Genomic DNA, 19,609 nt, shown 5'->3' with positions numbered 1-19,609 from the left:
CCGAATTTAGAAATGATTGCCTAACGTCTATAATCCAGGTTCGAGCAGCACAGCCTCTCCAACCTCTCCAACTGCTGCTACCTTAATCGTTCTCCTCGATATAACCACATAAGCTAAAGGAACAATAAACAACGAAAACAACGTTCCTACCATCATTCCTCCTATAATAACCAAGCCCAATTGCTGGCGACTTTCACCGCCTGCGCCGGAGGCGAGGGCTAAAGGTAGCGCGCCCAAAATCATCGCTAGGGTAGTCATCAGGATAGGGCGTAAGCGTATTTTTGCGCTTTCTACTACGGCATCTCTTTTAGTTCGTCCCAACCTAATTTGATGATTAGCAAATTCTGTAATCATAATTCCATGTTTGGTAATCAGACCGATCAAAGTAACCATACCAATGTTACTGTAGATTGATAAATTTTCACCAAATAAATAGAGTGCAGTGATCGCCCCGACTAAGCAAAGTGGAACACTAAAAAGGACGATAAGGGGGTCAATAAAACTTTCAAATTGCGCGGCCAGTACCAGATATATGAACAATAAGGCGAGCAAAAAAGCATATAAGCTGCTGTCAGATGATTCAATATAATCCCTAACTGCGCCAATAAAACGATATTGAATATCATCAGGAAGTTTTTCTTTAAAAAGAGCTTTAACATCTTTGATCACTTCATTGAGGCGCGCGCCTGGGGTTAATTCTGCACTAATGTTCGCTGCACGCAAACGATTGAGATGTGGAAGACTATCAGGGCCTATGGTGTTATTAATTTGAATAAGAGTGGATAAAGGAATCATTCGGCCTCGACCACTTTGTACATAAAGTTTATTCAATACTGACACATCTCTTCGATCGGATTGCTGTAGTTGTAAAATCACTTTGTAGGATTGGCCATCAAAATTAAAATTCACAGGATTAGAGCCGCCCAGCATCGTCGAAAGCAATTCGGCGACATCGGCTAAATTAACATCTAAATCTGCTGCTAACTGGCGATCTATTTCAATATCGACTTGCTCGCTATCCAGGGCTAAATTATTTTTCACATGTCTTAAACGAGGATCGTCCGCTAAGATTTTTACAATTTCACTACTGATGTCATTGAGTTTTAAATAAGAAATATTGCCTAAAAGTGCGACGCTAAATTGACTGTTGTTTCCACCTCGATGGCCAAAAGGATTAGGGCTTACAGGGAATGCACTAACGCCGGTGATTTTTTGCATTTTATCGCTAAGTTCATTAGAGATTTCTTTTTGTGAGCGCTTTCGTTTATCCCAAGGAACTAATTTTAATAAGGTAAACGCCGAGGTGGGTTTGACTGAGGTGAGGTAAGTTGCTTTTTCTGGAATGGTTTCATAAATCGCTTCAAGCTTACGACTATAGTGATCAGTGTAGCTGGTACTGGAGTTAGTAGGCGATGAAATAGGGCCGATAATATAGGATTGATCTTCAATCGGAGCGAGCTCTGCACCTAAATGGAAATAGCAAAAAAGGCCGATCAGGCAAGAGAATAATAAGATAGTCGACAAACGCAGAGGATGATTAAGCGCAAAATTTAAACTCTGCTGATAACTAGCGCTTAATTTATCAAATTGTCGATCGAGCCAACGACTATAACGACCATCTTCCGGTTTTAATAATTTAGAGCACATCATTGGCGACAAACTGAGGGCAACAATCCCTGAAATAATGACGCTGAGCGCAAGGGTAGTACCGAATTGTAAAAATAATTTTCCAGTAAAACCAGCGACAAATCCCATGGGAGCATAAACTGCAGCGAGGGTAATGGTCATTGCTAGTATCACAAAAACAATTTCATTGGAGCCTCGGATGGCTGCCTGAAGCGGATTCAGACCGTTTTGCATATGCCGGTGACAGTTTTCAAGTACCACAATCGCGTCGTCGACAACTAAACCGATTGCTAAAACCATAGCTAAAAGAGTAAGGGTATTGAGTTCAAATCCAAGCCAATACATGGGCCAAAAAGCGCTTACTAAACAAATCGGGATAGTAATAATCGGAATAACAGCAGCACGCAGATTCCCTAAAAATAAAAAAACCACGAGGCCAACAAACAGGATGGCTTCAATAAATGTTTTATACACCTCATGAATGGATTGTTTGATATAACGCGTTGAATCAAAAACAAATTGGATATTAAAACCAGGAGGGAGGGTTTGTTTTAAGGAATTAATTGTCTTATGCACTGCTGCAGCCACTTCAACTGGATTAGCTGTCGATTGAGCAAGGATAGCGAGGCCGACGGCGGGTTTGCCATTAATTCGCAGTAAGTTATCCTCATTTTCGCTGCCGACTGTGATCCTGGCGATTTCGCCCAGGCGAATAAGCTGATTATTGCGTTGAGCAATGACTAAATCTGAAAAATGCTTGGCATCTTGTAAACGAGCATGAGTGACTACCGTATAATAGCGGTTAGTACTTTTGATTTGTCCACTAGGGACGTCAATATTCTGCTGCATCAGGGCAGATTTTACTTCCGCAACGGTAACCTGATGAGCCGCCATTCTGACTGGTTCTAGAGCGATCTTAACCGCATAATCTCGACCCCCGTGGTAGGTTACTTCCCCCACTCCTTTAATTTCTTGCAGAATAGGTTTGATATTACGTGTCACATAATCGGTAATATCGAGCGGTGTTTTTGATTTATCATTAAAACCAATGACCGCTACAGGATTGGCGTCCGCATCATTTTTGCTAACAGTAGGGGGATGGCTATCCTTAGGTAACTTTGCTTGCAACGCAGAAAGTTTATTGCGAATATCATTGACCGCTTCATTAATATCCACACCGAGTTGAAAATCGATATTGATGCGGCTCTTGCCCAGAAGACTAGTAGAACGAAGGGTATCAATGCCTGAAATACCGGAAATGGTGTTTTCAATGGGGATAGTGATTTCTTTTTCCATGAGTTCAGGGCTTGCTCCGTCAAAATCGGTAGCAATGTGAACAACGGGTTTATCAATATTGGGTAAATGCCTGAGAGGGAGTTTGCTGAAGTTAATTAAACCGGCGATAATCAAAATGAGAGTTAGAACTACTGTAAAAACAGGACGTTGAATACAGCGTTCAGGAAAATTTACCATAAGCCTTATCCTTGATGAATATCAATCACGCGGCTACCTTCTTTTAGCTTGTGTTGACCACGAATGATGACGATATCTTCAGGATTTAGCCCGCTACAAATTTCGGTCATTGAAGCATGATGAGCCCCTGTTTTGACGCGCACAGCGACTGCTTTTTTGCCGCGTAAAACAAAAATTTTCTGACCATTAATAGTGGGGATTAGACTTTCTTCAGGGACAAGTAGTCGTTTCTTTTTTTCGCCAAATTGATGGCTTACCCTTACAAATAAACCAGTCGATAATAGGCGTTCTACATTGTCGATTAGCGCTTCCACAGCGATAGTACGTGTTTCTTTATCGATGGCAGGGGCGACGTAATTAACGATACCGACATAGGTTTTATTAGGGAAAGCATCTGAACGGATGCTGACTTTTTGTCCAAGATGAAGTTTGGGCAAATAACGTTCTGGTAAATTATATTCAACGCGCAATTTTTGATTAGCAACCAAGTGAAGTAGTGGTTGGCCGATTTTCACATATTGACCGGCACTCACTTGTCTTGAGCCCAAGGTGCCTGAAAAAGGAGCGCGTAGGCTTAGTTTCTCAAGTTGAGCTTGCTTAACTTTGACCGTATTTTCTTTTTCTTGTAAATCAGCCAAGGTCTTATCCAGAGCCTGTTCAGAGGCGAGGCTTCGCTTTGCTAATTCTTTGGTGCGAATATAATTGGTTTCACTCAAAGTGAGATTAGCTTTCGCACTCGCTAATTCACTTTTCAAGACAGTATCATCTAATTGAATGAGTAAGGTTCCTTTTTTAACATAAGCGCCAGGTGTGAAATGAATGGCTGCAATTTGACCTGCAAGTTCGGAGCTAATGTCGATGTTATCTGTGCTCGCTAGACTGCCAATCGTTTCAAATTTCTCAGCAAGAATTTTTTCAGTAACAGGCGCAGTTTCTACGGTAATCGCTTTAGGTTCATTCGTATTTTTGTTGGTCACTTTATGATGACTGGCGAAGATATAACAGAGCGCTGTAAAAATTATGAGTGTCGAAAGCAAGACTTTAGATCGGTATTTCATGCAATAAGCACCCAAGTATTGAAGACCGGAAGATTATAATTCACTTTGGATAAAGATTCAAAAGCTCTCCAGTAAGCGAATAACAGTTAGCTTACCATTATTTCATGAATAATTCGGTGAAAATAGTCTATTCTAAATTGAAAGGATGTTCTCATCAAAGGAATGAACGATGATAAGGAAATATCGCTTAGCCGCCCTAATAGTTATTTTTCTATCCGGGCTATTGATGTCGCAAGCACAGGCAACAGGAACTACTATATCGGGACCTGATAGCTCTACTTACAGTACAGACCCTAAAATCCAAAAACTTTTACAGGATGAAGCTAACAATTTAAAGGCCGATTTCCCTTACCGCATCAATTTATTTAAACAAGGTCAGATTGATAAAAATAGTGCCGGAATAAGAATTGCAGAAACAGCAAAACAGTTGCTTTCTAATGAAACAGGCTTGCTGTTTTACTACGAAGTAGTCACCGACGCGATGCGAGTTCCGCATTGGCATGCTAATGCGACAGAGATAGGTACCGTTCTCGAAGGCAAAATGCGGGTCACCATCTGGGAAGGCTCAGGTAAAACTAAAATGTACACAGTGGAGAAAAACGGCACATGGATTATTCCCAAGGCTAAACTCCACTCCTTAGAAAATGTGGGTCAAGACAAGATGAAATTTCTTGTTGTTTACGATTCGCCAATCGCTGCAGATAGAGATTTTTTAACTGCTTGGGCTTCATTGCCTGATACAATACTAGCACGGGCTGTTGGTCTTACCGAAAGTGATATTGCTAGTATTAAAAAAACGACTGTTAATAAATTAAGTGCCTTTGATCCGGCAGCTACACCTGATAAGGCTGAGGTCTATAGTGTGTTAGCGAATAATTTTAAAACAACTAAACCGGTTTATCAGTCAGCACTGGGTTCTATCACAAGAATCGACCCTAAAATTAACGCTAACATGAAGAACATGGCTTTACAAAGAACGATCATGAAGCCTAAAGTCTTACGTATTCCTCATTGGTATACCTCCGGTGATGTGTTGTTATTTGTATTAAGAGGCGATGCGTTTTTCACTATGATGAATGATGATGGAAAAGTATTTCACACGCTTATTCATCGAGGTGATTTAATTTCAATTCCTATCGGGAATTTTCATAGCTTTTTGAATGTTGGTAATGACGACTTAGAAGTTTATGAAGGTTTCAATCGTGTTGATGACATCAATGAAATCACTTTAATGAATGGGGTACAACATTTTAATTTAGGTACAATCGTAGGCGCTACGGGATTAAGTAAAGATGTGATTCAAAAGATAAATCAGGATAAACCTGAAGCTTATATGGTGAAATTTTAGGAACTAGCGTAGGTTGGGTCAAGGCCCATAGCAGTAAGGCTAAGAGAATTTACCTAACTCCGTTCGGGCTCTGAGGGATCCCCACAACATTAAATAGACTGTTCAATTCATTGATCGCTTTGTTTATCCCGTTCGCACAGAGGAAGCGCGCAGCGCTGTCTCGAAGTGCCGCAAAAGCCCCCCTTCGAGAGCCTCAGGGCAGGCCTTCGAGTACCTCAAGCCTTCGAGACGCACGCCTGCGTGCTCCTCAGGTTGAAGGGAATAAAATGAATACAAATTCCTTAGATGGGGATAAAACAGAGTCCAAATGGTTAGAATATAAGATCAAATTATAAGCTAGGCACGGCTTTAGCCTGACGGCCAACCCCAAACTTTTTCACTCTAGGCCTTATCTCTAGCCAACCAATCGCTCAACACCTCAATAATTTTACGTGCCTGATCTTCACTAGAAATATTAAACTTTGATTTCATCCAATATTGATTGTTTCGCTTTTGATAGCGTCTGATTGAATATTTCACCGGTCCAAAATCATTTTTGCTGTTATCCCAATCTTGGTAACGATACATAATTGTCGTCCAAGCACCTTTCGATAAAACATGTTTTCCCAATTCTTTAGTTGTTTCCGTACTACCATCTTCGCTGTAAGCGATAGTTAAATCATCGATTGATTCGCTCATAATAGATATTCCAAAAGGTAACTTAATCGATGGATTGTAGTTTGCCGTTAACAAATGTCAAGGTGACTGGCGATTGATAATCACCGGCTTGATAGATCCATACCTGTGGTTTTTGGTTAGACTGGATTGGCTCATTGATGTAGCTATTGTTGACTACAGAAGGATTGCCACAAGAGCCATAAACTTTAGAAACAGGATCACCGACTTGGATACTAGTTCCGCCGCAAACGGAAAAGGCGTTCGTTCCAGAGCCATTAATATTAACAGATTTGACCTTACCATCAACGACATTCACTTGCAGTTGTGCGCCGGTGTTGGTACCTGTTGGTATTTGCCATACGCCATAAAAAGCGGTTGGGGCACCTGCATTGTTATACATCAGTTGTTGTACAGGTACCCTTTGCATAACGGGTTGACTCGATTGTTGTTGGCTGATCGGTTGGCCGCAAGCAGAGATGACTTGGTCTGGAGTCATGCCAATGCTTATGTAGCCGCGGTTTTGTGGGCAATAATAGGATTGTACACCAGCCATTGCATTCAATGAGAAAGTAATCACTCCCAAAGTTACCACTAATCGGCTACTCATGAGCTCATCTCAAATAATTCCAACTTGATTCTAGTATAGCTCTCTCTTCATTTTTTTGCTGTTAATTTGTTGTTAAAAAGAGAAAGTTTTTCTCAAGCTGATTAGTAAATTTCATCAAGAAATAATAATTAGTCAACTTGATAAATATTTACCAATCAGCAAGGCTTAAATAAGTCTTATCGGTAGTGAAGCACTCATGAATAAAGTAATTACTTTCAAGAGGATAAGGATAATAAAGGGCGAGAAATCAAAGCCGGAAATATCGGGTATTAGAGAGCGTCCGAATGCTAATAAAGGATCGCTAATCTTCCTCATCACTTCCACAACGGGATGGTGCCAGGTGGGGTTAACCCAACTCATGATGACCCGTATTAAGATAATGTAAAAAAGTAGATTGCAGGGTTGTACAATAAGGTCGGCAAAAACAAATAATAATAAATAGCCCAAAGGCATCATCGCTTTATAAAGCAAGAAGCTAAGTAGAGTAAATTTAATGATTTCAACAATCACGATGACTATAAAACAAGGCCAGTCATAGCGAGAAGGTTTGGTTTTTTTTGCAGGGAATAAGCTTTCCAGTGGTTTGACCAGCGGATCCGTGAACGTTTTTACCATTTGGTAAATTGGATGGAGGGGGGAAATTTTGCAAAAACGCAAAAACACACGTGCCCATAACAACAATAGTAATAAGCCAAAAATGAGTGATACTAAAAAATGACCAACAGCTATAAATCCTGACATGTTATCCTCACAATAAATAGTTAACGCAGAGTGGGTGAAGCACCGAGCTCTCTAGCACGCTCATAAGCTGCTTCCATTGCTTTTAAGACTAGTTCAGAAAATCCCTGTTGCTGAAGTATATCGATTGCAGCCGCTGTTGTCCCTGCAGGCGAGGTAACCTTTTTTCGCAATTCGCTGATTTCAAGCTTGGTGTGTGTTGCTAAATTTAGAGCCCCCGTCATTGTTTGTAAAGCGAAGGTTTTTGCTATTTCTTCACTAAGACCTAAGTGCTGTGCCGCGTTAATCATTGCCTCCAAAAAGAGAAAAACATAGGCTGGGCCACTGCCGGATAGGGCGGTAAAGATATCAATCTCTTTTTCCTCAGTTGCCCAAGAAACGATTCCCGAGCGTTGAAACAGTTGCTCAGCATCCTGTTTCTGCTTTTGACTGACAAAAGGGTTAGCAATTAATGGAGTGGCTCCTTTACCCACCGTAATTGCTATATTAGGCATTGAACGAATGATAGCTTGATTGGGGCGGCAATGCTGTTCTAACCAGCTCAAACTGAGACCTGCTGCGACTGAGATAAGTAGGCAAGACTTGGGCAGTTCTGCCTTAATTTCAGCTAAAACATCCGCCATTTTAGCGGGTTTAACGGCCAATATAACGAGATCAGCTTCTTGAAGCCCTGTTAAATTATTCGCATTGGTGATAATGCCTTCCGGAGTTTTTCCTGTTTTCAACGAAGGGGAACTCGCTCTAATCTGAACGCTTTCATCTTGGGTAGCTAAGCTCCCAGCGATGGCTTTTGCCATATTTCCAAAACCAATAAAATGGATTTTCATTGTTCTAACCTTATTGTCTCTCGCCAAAAATGGCTCTACCAATGCGAACCATTGTACTTCCTGCACGAATAGCCGCAACCAAATCGTCGGTCATGCCCATCGATAAACTGTCCATCGATAAATTAAGTTCTTGATTCAATTGGTTAAATAATTTTGTTAAACGCAGCAAACTCTCATACTGTTGTTGCTCATCGGACCGCGGTTTGGGAATAGTCATTAAGCCACGCAAATTTAAGCGGGGTAGTTCCGTGACCAGCAAAGCTAATTGTTTAAGTTGCTCAGGAGCAAGGCCAGATTTACTGTCTTCTTCATCGAGATTAACTTGGAGGCAAATATTGAGCGCAGGTAAATGATCGGGTCGGTGTTGTGATAGAAGTTTTGCAATTTTTTCTCGATCAATACTATGTACCCAACTAAAGGTTTCAGCAATCGCTTGCGTTTTATTACTTTGGATGGGTCCTATAAAGTGCCAGCATAGAGATAGATTTTTTAATGCGTGAATTTTGGTTTGGGCTTCTTGGAGATAATTTTCTCCGATGTTACGAATGCCTGCTGTATATGCCTCTTGAATTGCACTCGCAGGTTGCCCTTTGCTGACTGCTAATAATTGAATTTCTTCGGGAGAACGCTGGCAGGCTTCTGCTGTAGCTGCAATAAGTTGGCGAATTTTTTCGATGCGTTCGGTAATTGTCATAATAAGCTAATCTATTAGAGTTTGCCTGTAATTATCTTTTATTGATCCGTTCGGGCCGAGCTTGTCTGCCATTGTTTTACTTAGCCCGTTCGGGCCGAGCTTGTTTGCTATCGTTTTACTTAGCCCGTTCGGGCTGGGCTTACCTGTCATTGTTTTTACTTAGCCCGTTCGGGCTGAGGAGGCCGTAAGGCCGTCTCGAAGCCTCGCCCGAACGGTTACAAGGTTAAATAAGATTTAGCTTAATGGTGAGGGTATCTAATCAAGCATTCTTTTGTAATTCAATGAGCTGCGCAATACCGCCCTCGGCCAAGGCTAACATGCTATTTAATTGTTCCCGTGTAAAACTTCTGTCTTCAGCAGTACCTTGAACTTCAATGAAATGACCTTCTTCGTTCATCACCACATTCATATCCGTTTCAGCAAGCACATCTTCAGCATAATCTAAATCCAATACCGGTTGACCCCGATAAACACCTACTGAAACTGCTGCTACATAATTAAAAGCAGGCGCTTTGCGTATTTTTTCTCTGGCAACCATCCAATTCAAAGCATCTTTCATAGCAATACATGCCCCCGTTATGGCGGCAGTGCGTGTACCCCCATCCGCTTGGATGACATCACAATCGATGGTTAAAGTGATTTCACCTAAAGCTTTCAGGTCGATACAGGTGCGCAAGGAGCGGCCAATTAGGCGTTGAATTTCCAGCGTACGACCACCTTGTTTTCCTTTGCTTGCTTCTCGTTCCGTGCGACTGTGGGTGGCACGAGGTAGCATACCGTATTCAGCTGTAACCCAACCTTGATTTTTGCCTTTAAGAAAACGGGGTACCCCATCGATTACAGAAACATTACAGACCACGCGAGTTTGACCAAATTCGATGAGTACCGAGCCTTCGGCATGAGCAGTAAAATTTCGTGTGATTTTAATAGGGCGTAATTGATTCGGTTCACGGTTACTAGGGCGCATGTGATAATCCTCGGTAAAATGAGCAAGTATAAACCTTTCATTTTCTTCATGCATCCTTTTGCCTTATCAAAACTTGCATTTGTACAAATTTAGTTTATAGTCGCGCCATCTTAGACTAGTTAGTATCATTATGACTCATAGCATGACAGCCTTTGCCAGAGTTCAAAAACAACTGGATACGGGTATATTTTGTTGGGAAATCAGATCAGTAAATCATCGATATCTGGATGTGTCTTTTCGACTTCCCGATGCGTTTCGATTTTTAGAAACTTCGTTGCGCGCAATGCTGCGTGATCACTTAAGTCGTGGTAAATTAGAGTGCCAACTCAAATTTCAAGATATGACTAGTGATAATCAAGTGATGCATATTAATGAAAATTTAGTGAATGGCTTGATTGATGCAGGCAATAAACTATCTGCTGCAAAGCATTTAGCTAATGATTTGACATTGAACGCTGTTCTTACCTGGCCTGGCGTTATCCAAGTTACTCAACCAGATATTGAAATTCTAGGTCGACATGCGGAACAATTATTCGGCGAAGCACTTATTCAGTTGGTTGCTGTGAGAAAAACTGAAGGGCAGGCATTACGATCCCTTGTGCAAAACCGTTTACTAAGCTTAGGCACCGAAGTTAAGAACGCGCAGCTCCATATTGTTTCTAATACTGAGCAAGCTCGAGATAAATTATTAACCCGCCTAAGGTCGCTGCAATTAGAAGTGGATAGTACTCGTATTGAGCAGGAACTTGCTTTGCAACTTGCTCGATTAGATGTAAGTGAAGAATTAGATCGCTTAGAAACCCATATTGCCGAGGTGGCGAAAGTGTTAAAAAGTTCTGAAGCTGCTGGTCGGCGATTGGATTTTTTAATGCAAGAGCTAAATAGAGAAGCAAATACGTTAAGCTCCAAATCGGATTCTGTGGCTTTAACTCAGAGTGCTGTAGAGATGAAAGTGCTAATCGAACAAATGCGTGAACAAATTCAAAATATAGAGTGAAAAGATGGGTGATTCATATCCAGGTAACTTAATTATTGTTGCGGCTCCATCGGGTGGCGGCAAAACGAGTTTAGTTAAAAAATTAGTAAGGACTTTGCCTGATATCGAGGTATCTATCTCCCATACCACGCGTAAGATGCGTCCTGGTGAAAAAGACGGGGTAGATTATTTTTTTATTAGTGAACAGCAATTTCTCGATATGATTGCTGTGAATGCATTTATTGAGCATGCCCAAGTGTTTAACCATCATTATGGTACTTCGGTAGCGCAAATCAATGCACGCTTAATAGCCGGCATTGATGTGGTGTTAGATATTGATTGGCAGGGCGCCCAGCAGATTAGAACCATTTTCCCTGAGGCAATTTCAGTATTTGTTCTTCCACCTTCTTTGACTATTTTGCAGCAACGTCTGCTTGATAGGCGTCAAGATGATGAAGAAGTCATTGGCAATCGTATGCAACGTGCACAAGACGAATTAAGTCATTTTTCTGAATTTGATTATCTGATAGTTAATGATGATTTCGAAAAAGCGTCTTTAGAATTGCAAGCAATCGTGGTTGCAAACCGCCTGCGCATGAAACGTCAACAGGTAGAGCAAGGAAAATTACTTTCTTTCCTGCTTGCATCGCAGTAAAATAGAATGTTTTAGCCAGTTTTTCGCTAGGAATTAAATCTTAGCGCTTGGTTATTTCAGTGACAATGAGCAATTCACCTAGAGTTTGCTCTTTATTTTGGAGGCTTAATAATGGCGCGTGTAACCGTAGAAGATTGTTTAGAACATGTAGCAAACCGTTTTGAATTAGTTATGGTGGCTACCAAGCGCGCGCGTGATATAGCTGTGCGTGGGGAACAACCCTTGGTTGAGTGGGAAAATGATAAACCTACTGTAGTCGCTCTACGAGAGATTGCCGAAGGTTTAATAACTCCAGAGATCTTGGATAAGGATTAAGCCCCTCTCTCCCTCGATTTACTATATTACTATAAAAGGCTCGCGTTAAAACGCTTGAAAAACGCTGTTTTGGACATATTTAGTTTTTATTGGAATATAATCATCTGTTTGACTGGGGGCTTTAGCCTAGGTGAAGTTAGTGGTAGTGGAATGTGGGGAGTGCGGCGTGAGCTACTTTAAGGAGCTGGACGAAGAGCTTAAATGCTACCTTGAGCAACCGCTTATTGAAAAATGTTACCAAGCCTATTTGGTCGCTGAAAAAGCACATCATGGTCAGATGCGTCGCTCTGGTGAGCCCTATATCACTCATCCAGTGGCGGCAGCGCTTATCCTTGCACGTATGCGCCTTGATTATCAAACCATTATGGCAACCTTACTCCATGATGTGGTTGAAGATACTTCCATTAGCAAAGATGATTTAACCCAGCAATTTGGCGAAGATGTTACTGCTCTCGTTGATGGAGTAACAAAGTTAACCAAAATCAAATTCGAATCGCGTGCCGAAGCGCAGGCAGAGAATTTTCGCAAGATGGTGTTGGCAATGGTGAAAGATATTCGGGTCATCATCGTCAAACTTGCCGATCGCTTTCATAATATGCATACCCTGGGTGCGATGCCTGCCGTGAAGCGAAGACGCATTGCAATTGAAACTTTGGAAATCTATGCACCCATCGCCAACCGCTTAGGCATGCATGCCATATATACTGGTCTTGAGGATCTTGGATTTCAAGCCCTTTACCCTATGCGTTACCGTGCGATTAAATCGGCAGTTGAAAAATCGCGGGGCAACCGTCGAGAATTAACGCAAAAAATCGAACAAGATTTGCAAGAAGCCTTGCATGAACTCAACATACCCTACGAACATGTTTTTGGTCGACAGAAGCATCTATACAGTATTTACCGCAAAATGCGCCAAAAAAAAGCGTCGTTCACTGAAATTACCGACGTCTTTGCTTTTCGCGTGATCACTGAAGATATTGATTCCTGTTACCGGGTTATGGGGGCTTTGCATCGAACTTATAAGCCTGTGCCTCAGCGTTTTAAGGACTATATTGGAATTCCAAAAGCAAACGGTTATCAATCCTTACATACTACTTTGTTTGGTCCTTTTGGTGTTCCATTGGAAGTACAAATTAGGACCCGCGATATGGATAAAGTGGCTGAAAATGGAGTTGCGGCTCATTGGATTTACAAATCCTCGGGCCTCGAAGTCAACGAAGCACAACTACGTGCTCGAGAATGGGTACAACGCTTACTTGAAATGCAACGAAGTACCGGAAGCTCCTTAGAGTTTATCGAAAATGTGAAAATAGACCTGTTCCCAGACGAAGTGTATGTATTTACTCCCAAAGGCCACATCATGGAGCTGCCGAAGGGGGCTACGCCAGTGGATTTTGCTTATACCGTCCATTCAGGGGTAGGAAACAGTTGCGTGGCTGTAAAAGTGAATCGTCGATTAGTTCCTCTGAGTATACCGCTGACTAATGGTCAAACAGTAGAAATTATCACTGCACCGGGGGCCCATCCTAATCCAGCTTGGTTGAATTTTGTGGTCACTGGTAAAGCCCGTTCAAACATTCGTCATTTTCTTAAAAGCCAGCAGCATGCCGAATCGATTGTGTTGGGTAAACGCTTATTGGAGCAATCGCTGACGGAATTAACTAGCGATTATGCGAAAGTACCGCCCGAAACTTTGCAGGCATTGCTTCATGATTTAAGTTATAAATCGGCAGATGAATTGCTTTATGCGATTGGCATAGGGAACCAGATGCCCATGGTGATTGCTAAACGATTAGTGAGCACCCAGGATATGGCTGAGCTTGATAAAACAGCAAGGAGTCGTCCTTTAGCAATTAAAGGAACTGAAGGAATGGTGGTGCATTTTGCCGATTGCTGTCAACCTATTCCTGGTGATAATATTGTCGGCCGCTTCCAACAAGGGCGCGGAATTATTGTGCATGCTAGTGATTGTTCCAATATAAATCAAGGGCGCAGCCACCCTGACCAATTGATTTCTTTGCGTTGGGATGAACAGGTTGAGGGTGAATATTGGGTTGATATCACCGTTGAGGTGGCGAATCAACGCGGTGTGCTTGCTGCATTGGCTACCGCTATTTCTGAAGCAGAATCCAACATTGGGAATATCAATGTTGATCCTAGGGATGGACGTCATAATGCGGTGACTTTTTCCATAAGTGTACGCGACAGATCCCACTTGGCGCGGGTGATGCGTCGTTTGCGTGCCAATAAAGTAGTAATGCGCCTTTATCGTAAAAAGCAGGGAGATTAATCGATGCAACCTATTCATACTGATTTGGCACCGGCAGCAATTGGCACTTATAGCCAAGCAATCCGCTGCGATAATACTGTGTATTTATCAGGGCAAATACCTCTGGATCCTAAAACGATGCAACTCTGTAGCGATGAAATTCGTATGCAGATTAATCAGGTATTTGATAATTTAGCTGCCGTTTGTGAAGCAGCCGGTGGTAGTTTAGCGGATTTAGTTAGAATCACTGTTTATCTTACTGATCTCAATCATTTTCCATTAATTAATGAAGCAATGACCCGTTATTTTGCTGAGCCTTATCCAGCTCGGGCGGCAATAGGAGTCTCTGCTCTGCCCCGTGGTGCTCAAATTGAAATCGATGGAATTATGGTGCTTAAAGCAGCAAATCGAGGCTAGGCCATGAGTGATAAACAATACGCCCAAACTGGGCGTTTCATGTTTATTATTGCTTGGTTAATATTTTTTGTTCTGTTGTTTATATTTTTTCGCTATTACAATCAAGAGGAAAAAGGCTCCTATCAAGTTGAGCATGGAACAGTGACAATTACTCCCGATGCTCAGGGGCATTACCGTATTGATGGATATATCAATGATTCTCCTGTTAAGTTTATAGTGGACACAGGAGCTAGTTTGGTGGCAATTCCGCAAACGCTAGCCACGGAACTGAATTTGCAGGGTCGTTATCAAGTTAATCTGCAAACCGCTGGTGGCGAAGTGACAGGTTCACTAACACGATTACAACAACTGACTTTTGCGGGGTTTACCTTCAGTAATGTAAAAGCAGTGATTGTACCTTCCGAGGGGGATCTTGTTTTATTGGGTATGAATGTATTGTCCCAATTTAATCTATCACAACAAGATAAACGTTTAGTTATAAAGAAATAAGAAGGTTGTATGAGTATAGTTTCCCTCCACAATGTCACCTTAAACTTGGCTGGTAATCGCTTACTCGATCAAGTTGATTGGCAAATTCAGCCGCAGGACCGCATTGCACTAGTGGGACGCAATGGAGCTGGAAAATCAACCTTATTGCGCTTACTGCAGGGAGAGTTAGTCGCGGATCAGGGGCAAGTCAATAAAATCAATGGGTTGCGGGTCGCTGGTTTAATGCAAGAAGTACCCCTTAATGCCAATCAAGAATCGGTGTATCATTTTTTAGTCAAGAGTTTAGGGGCGGTTGGTGACGTCCTTACAGAATTTCATCGTCTATCAAAATCAAATGATTTAGCGGCTTTAGCTCAATGTCAACAGCAAATGGATAATTTGCATGGCTGGGATTTGCTACCCCGTGTGGAAATGATGGCAAGTCGTTTAGGGGTCGATGCTGATGCTGAAATGAGTCGCCTCTCCGGTGGTATGAAGCGTCGAGCGCTTTTGGCTGCAGCACTGATTGCTGCTCCCGACTTGTTGATTCTTGATGAGCCGACTAACCACTTGGATGTCAACGCCATTGAATGGTTGGAATCTTATCTCAAATCGTACACGGGTAGTTTGTTAGTGGTGACGCACGACCGTGAGTTTTTAAATCAAGTGGCAAATCGGATTGTCGAGATCGACCGTGGGAAACTTTATTCTTACGACTGTGATTATGAGACTTATTTGGATAGACGGGAAGCGATGCGTCTCAGTGAGCAAAAGCATAATGAATTATTCGACAAACGTCTTGCAGAAGAAGAAGTTTGGATAAGAACGGGAATAAAAGCGCGTCGCACACGTAATGAAGGTCGAGTTCGTGCATTAAAAGCCATGCGTGAACAATATAAAGCCCGACGTGAACAATTAGGCAAAGTACAGTCTTTAACCCTGGATGTCACGCGCTCCGGTGCGATTGTGATTGACGCTAAAAATCTTAATTATCGCATCGCCGATAAAACCCTATTGAGCAATTTTTCACTGTTATTGACCCGCGGTGATAAGATTGGCATTATCGGCCCGAATGGCTGCGGCAAAACAACCTTAATCCGTTTATTACTCGGCGAACTTAAGCCTGACTCGGGAACAGTCAAGCAGGGGACTGCGCTGGAAGTCGCGTATTTCGATCAATTACGTCGTCGGTTGGATGAGCAACAAACCGTCATGGACAATGTCGGTGATGGTGCCGATTATGTCACTATCAATGGCAAGCAAAAGCATGTGGCCTCTTATTTGCGCGAATTTTTATTCCCACCGGAGCGTTTTAATCAAACTGTGGCAACACTCTCTGGGGGCGAAAGAAATCGCTTATTACTGGCTAAATTATTTGCAAAACCAGTCAATCTTTTGGTGATGGACGAACCGACGAATGATTTAGACATCGAAACTTTGGAGTTACTTGAGACAATGCTCATGGAATACCCAGGTACTTTATTATTAATTAGCCACGATAGAGCATTTATTAACCAAGTTGTTACTTCTGTCTTGGTTTATGAGAAAGAGGGGCAGTTTAATGAATACGTTGGTGGCTATGATGATTATCGTGCTCAGAAAAAACAGCAGCGCGAACAAGTCCCTACGCCTAAACCTGCCAAAAAATCAGGTGGCTCAACTAAATTAAGTTTCAACGAACAGCGAGAGTTAGCGCAATTACCGCAAAAAATTGAAATTTTAGAAGAAAAAATTTCTGCTTTACAGCAAAAGATGGCTGAGCCTGAATTTTATCAACAAGACGCTCAGGCAATTAGCACCTACAACCAGCAGCTAGCAGGGGACGAAGAAGAATTAGCAACCCTTTATGCACGCTGGGAAGCTTTAGAGGAAAGAGGGTAACCTTATGGACGATATGTTAAAGGTAGCCTTAGTTGTGTTACTGAGTTCGATTGTCGTCTTTTTTTCGAAAGAATTTAGCGATCTTTTCAAAAAAATCTTTGCTATCGCGGGTATGAAACTCCTTTTACCCTTGCTTCTAGTCACAGCGTTAATAGTTAATTTTGAACCTTGGATTTACATGCTGCTTACTCATATCCAAGGATTTTTATGGGCTTTAAGCACAAAATTAGCAAGCTGGATGCCTTTCCAGCGTGGCGCGAATTATGTGGCGAATATTTTGGTTTTAATGGCGTTTAGTTTTCTTCCAGTGATGGGATTGCAGTATTGGGTAAAAAGAAAAAGCTATCACAGTTTTCCGTATGAGGGTTTAACTATTACGGTACTATGGCTATTTTTTGCGGTGTTGCTGACCATTGCTCCGCACTATTATTAAACCGATAAAAACTGTTGATCAAAATTGGCTAAGAACTCTTTTTTTAATTCTAAAAATTCCTCATCGCTTTGATTATTGACAGTGCTTATTGGCGGTGCTTTAAATACATCAAAAATATAACGACTATAAGAATGCTTACGATAGCCTGAATCTTCAACGGCTGATTTCACTTCTTGCATTAATTGAGTGGGTGAAACCCCGCTATTGATTGATTGCAGGATATTTTCTGTGCGCTTAATACCATTTGTTCCATGATACCAATGAGTAAAACGGTTAAGGAGACGATGTCCTGGCGCTTCAGTTGCTCTCCAATTTAGATAATCCACTGTTGCTCTACTCACCATTTCAACTTGAAGAAGATTAACCACCTCAAGCTGACCTTTCATAGTTGCTCTGGCTAATGCTTCTGCTTTTTGAGCATGACTAACGCCGCTTTTTAGAAGGAGAGCGACGATCTGGAAGTGGCCTTCCTCTGCAGCGCTTATCAACGCGGTATTATTCTCATCATCAGTGGCGTTTACATTGGCTCCCTTTTCCAAGAGAAGCTCAACCAATTTTAAATTACCTCCTTGAGCGGCGTGCATCAGTGCTGTCTTCTTTCCTCTAAAGGGAGTATTGATATCGGTCCCTTTTTCCAAAAGAAATTTGATTTCCTTAAGGTATTGAACATAAATATTTACATAAAAATGTTCAGCCATTGCGTTGATTTTTCCAATATGAGCAATCAAGTGCCTTAGAGCGGCTTCCTTGCTATCATTGATAGCTTCAATCTTAGCGCCGTGGTTATTCAGTATTTCAATAAGATCAAAATACCGATTAGCTTCCTCGCTAGTTTCCGATAAATCATCCCTATGCAAAACAGCAATTGTTAGGAGTGTTTCTAAAGTAGAAGAGATGGTATCGGAATTAAAATTAACACCAGCCAAAAGGGGCAGGACCATGCTTGGTCTTGTTAACGCTGTGTCTAATAGGCGTTCTTCAAAAATATTGGAGCCAATCGCATCCTCATGGGCAGTATTTTCCACAAAAAATCTAACCATCTCAGACCTCTTCCAGCTAACAGCCATGAACAAAGCCATAGTCCTTAGATCAATGTTAGTTTCTTCAAAAATGATTTTAAACATTTCCACTTGGTCAAGACTAACCGCAGCCATCAATGCAGTCTGATGGTCGTATGTGACATGATTGGCATTGGCACCTTTTTTCAGCAGAAGCCCAACAATCTCAACATGGCCATTGCTAGCGCCTAGCATCAACGCTGTTTCCCCATTTACCCCCCGTGCTACATTAACATCAGCCCCTTTTTCCAGAAGGAAGTCGACCATGTCATAATCACCATTTCCAACTGCTATCATCAATGCCGTTTCACCTTGGTGCTCGATAGGATCGAGTTCAGCACCGTGGTTAAGAAGCACTTCGATAATATCAAAATGGCCCTGACGAGCTGCAGATTTTAAGGCTCGATTCTTTTCTATAGTCCATCCTTTACTCTTGGCTGTAACGTTGTCTTCATCGATTTTTGCCAGAATTTCATTGACTAGTTCGAGATGACCATGCTGAGCTGCAATGACCAAAGCTGTTCTGTTCGCATTATCGCGACTATCTATAAGCAATTGGTCAGCTTTTCTAAATTCAGGCAATTGATTGCATATAGCTGCCCAATGATTCTGAGTGCGTCCCTCCGAATCGCAGGTCTTATCCTTCTCTTTCCATTTGTTATAACGAGTTACAACCACCCAATGATAAAAAGAGTCTAATATACTCTGACTTTTATTACGTATGGCCCAGTTGATAATACGATTAAGCCAACTCTCCAAGTAACCGGAAAATACCCAGAAATACGATGTACTCCATAGAGAGGTGTTTTCTTCACGTCTAAATACCATTCGCCAAAAAGCAATATCATGAGAAAGGGTGTAAAGTTTCCGTGAAACTAATTTTAAACTGTTCAATATGTCGCGGGGGTGCAGATGAGAAATTACTTTAATTAAGAGTTCATCTGGAAGTGTTAGAATTTTTGCTTCTTCATTAGTGTCTTCTTGTTCAGTTTTTTCGTACACAAAAATAGCTTAGGTTTGAAGGATGAATGCAAATAGTATATTGAAAGGTCATAAAAGTCAAAAAAAAACCAGCAAAAAAGTTGTTAAATTCTTACAATATACAATAAATATAAGTGCAACAGAAATATAAGTGCAACAGG

At 41.6% G+C, this 19,609-nt stretch carries 18 protein-coding genes; 9 read left to right on the top strand and 9 right to left on the bottom strand.

The annotated features are described in order from the left end of the window. Positions 1–27: 27 nt before the first annotated feature. Together Lnau_RS13360 and Lnau_RS13355 are read right to left on the bottom strand one after the other, a co-directional pair. Complete coding sequence (locus Lnau_RS13360; protein ID WP_058505638.1) at positions 28–3,099, bottom strand: efflux RND transporter permease subunit; 3,072 nt, start codon at positions 3,097–3,099, stop codon at positions 28–30. 5 nt (positions 3,100–3,104) lie between these two features. Next, positions 3,105–4,157: an efflux RND transporter periplasmic adaptor subunit gene (locus tag Lnau_RS13355; protein WP_058505637.1), complete on the bottom strand. Its 1,053-nt coding sequence runs from the start codon at positions 4,155–4,157 to the stop codon at positions 3,105–3,107. A 169-nt stretch (positions 4,158–4,326) separates the two neighbouring features. On the opposite strand from Lnau_RS13355, the gene Lnau_RS13350 reads away from it, so the two are divergent. Continuing rightward, positions 4,327–5,505: a cupin domain-containing protein gene (locus Lnau_RS13350; protein WP_058505636.1), complete on the top strand. Its 1,179-nt coding sequence runs from the start codon at positions 4,327–4,329 to the stop codon at positions 5,503–5,505. A 381-nt stretch (positions 5,506–5,886) separates the two neighbouring features. Here Lnau_RS13350 and Lnau_RS13345 read toward each other — a convergent pair whose 3' ends face one another. The 6 genes from Lnau_RS13345 to rph all read right to left on the bottom strand — a co-directional run bounded on the left by Lnau_RS13345 (position 5,887) and on the right by rph (position 9,995). After that, positions 5,887–6,183, bottom strand: a complete 297-nt coding sequence (locus tag Lnau_RS13345) for a hypothetical protein (RefSeq protein ID WP_058505635.1) — start codon at positions 6,181–6,183, stop codon at positions 5,887–5,889. Between the two features lie 22 nt (positions 6,184–6,205). Next, positions 6,206–6,769, bottom strand: coding sequence for a DUF2845 domain-containing protein (locus Lnau_RS13340; RefSeq protein WP_058505634.1), 564 nt, complete (start codon positions 6,767–6,769; stop codon positions 6,206–6,208). A 165-nt stretch (positions 6,770–6,934) separates the two neighbouring features. Continuing rightward, positions 6,935–7,510 (bottom strand): YggT family protein, encoded by a 576-nt coding sequence (locus Lnau_RS13335; protein ID WP_058505633.1) that lies wholly within the window; start codon positions 7,508–7,510, stop codon positions 6,935–6,937. Positions 7,511–7,530: 20 nt separating this feature from the next. Then, positions 7,531–8,334 (bottom strand): pyrroline-5-carboxylate reductase, encoded by an 804-nt coding sequence (gene proC, locus Lnau_RS13330; protein WP_058505632.1) that lies wholly within the window; start codon positions 8,332–8,334, stop codon positions 7,531–7,533. Between the two features lie 10 nt (positions 8,335–8,344). Beyond that, positions 8,345–9,028 (bottom strand): YggS family pyridoxal phosphate-dependent enzyme, encoded by a 684-nt coding sequence (locus tag Lnau_RS13325; RefSeq protein ID WP_058505631.1) that lies wholly within the window; start codon positions 9,026–9,028, stop codon positions 8,345–8,347. A gap of 259 nt (positions 9,029–9,287) precedes the next feature. After that, positions 9,288–9,995, bottom strand: a complete 708-nt coding sequence (rph, locus tag Lnau_RS13320; RefSeq protein ID WP_058506010.1) for a ribonuclease PH — start codon at positions 9,993–9,995, stop codon at positions 9,288–9,290. 130 nt (positions 9,996–10,125) lie between these two features. Here rph and Lnau_RS13315 point away from each other — a divergent pair, with 130 nt between their 5' ends. From Lnau_RS13315 to Lnau_RS13280, 8 genes are all read left to right on the top strand, one after another. After that, positions 10,126–10,992: a YicC/YloC family endoribonuclease gene (locus Lnau_RS13315; protein WP_058505630.1), complete on the top strand. Its 867-nt coding sequence runs from the start codon at positions 10,126–10,128 to the stop codon at positions 10,990–10,992. A gap of 4 nt (positions 10,993–10,996) precedes the next feature. Continuing rightward, positions 10,997–11,626, top strand: a complete 630-nt coding sequence (gene gmk, locus Lnau_RS13310; protein WP_058505629.1) for a guanylate kinase — start codon at positions 10,997–10,999, stop codon at positions 11,624–11,626. 111 nt (positions 11,627–11,737) lie between these two features. Continuing rightward, the gene (gene rpoZ, locus Lnau_RS13305; protein WP_058505628.1) at positions 11,738–11,941 is read left to right on the top strand and encodes a DNA-directed RNA polymerase subunit omega; all 204 of its coding nucleotides are present in this window, start codon (positions 11,738–11,740) and stop codon (positions 11,939–11,941) included. A gap of 166 nt (positions 11,942–12,107) precedes the next feature. After that, positions 12,108–14,231 carry a bifunctional GTP diphosphokinase/guanosine-3',5'-bis pyrophosphate 3'-pyrophosphohydrolase gene (spoT, locus tag Lnau_RS13300; RefSeq protein WP_058505627.1) on the top strand — a complete coding sequence of 708 codons (2,124 nt, stop codon included), beginning with the start codon at positions 12,108–12,110 and terminating at the stop codon, positions 14,229–14,231. A gap of 3 nt (positions 14,232–14,234) precedes the next feature. After that, the gene (locus Lnau_RS13295) at positions 14,235–14,627 is read left to right on the top strand and encodes a RidA family protein (RefSeq protein ID WP_058505626.1); all 393 of its coding nucleotides are present in this window, start codon (positions 14,235–14,237) and stop codon (positions 14,625–14,627) included. Between the two features lie 3 nt (positions 14,628–14,630). Next, on the top strand, positions 14,631–15,116 hold the full coding sequence (locus Lnau_RS13290; RefSeq protein WP_058505625.1) for a retropepsin-like aspartic protease family protein: 486 nt from the start codon (positions 14,631–14,633) through the stop codon (positions 15,114–15,116). Positions 15,117–15,125: 9 nt separating this feature from the next. After that, a complete protein-coding gene (locus Lnau_RS13285) occupies positions 15,126–16,976 on the top strand; it encodes an ATP-binding cassette domain-containing protein (protein WP_058505624.1) in 1,851 nt (616 codons plus the stop codon). A gap of 4 nt (positions 16,977–16,980) precedes the next feature. After that, a complete protein-coding gene (locus tag Lnau_RS13280) occupies positions 16,981–17,409 on the top strand; it encodes a hypothetical protein (protein WP_058505623.1) in 429 nt (142 codons plus the stop codon). Here the strand turns inward: Lnau_RS13280 and Lnau_RS13275 are convergent. Next, positions 17,406–19,469: an ankyrin repeat domain-containing protein gene (locus Lnau_RS13275; protein WP_058505622.1), complete on the bottom strand. Its 2,064-nt coding sequence runs from the start codon at positions 19,467–19,469 to the stop codon at positions 17,406–17,408. The two genes, Lnau_RS13280 and Lnau_RS13275, sit on opposite strands and share 4 nt — an antisense overlap. Positions 19,470–19,609 lie beyond the last annotated feature (140 nt).

The sequence above is a fragment of the Legionella nautarum genome (assembly GCF_001467895.1).
GTDB lineage: Bacteria > Pseudomonadota > Gammaproteobacteria > Legionellales > Legionellaceae > Tatlockia > Tatlockia nautarum.
Note: the sequence above shows the minus strand (reverse complement) of the source record. Positions and strands in the feature narration are given on the sequence as shown.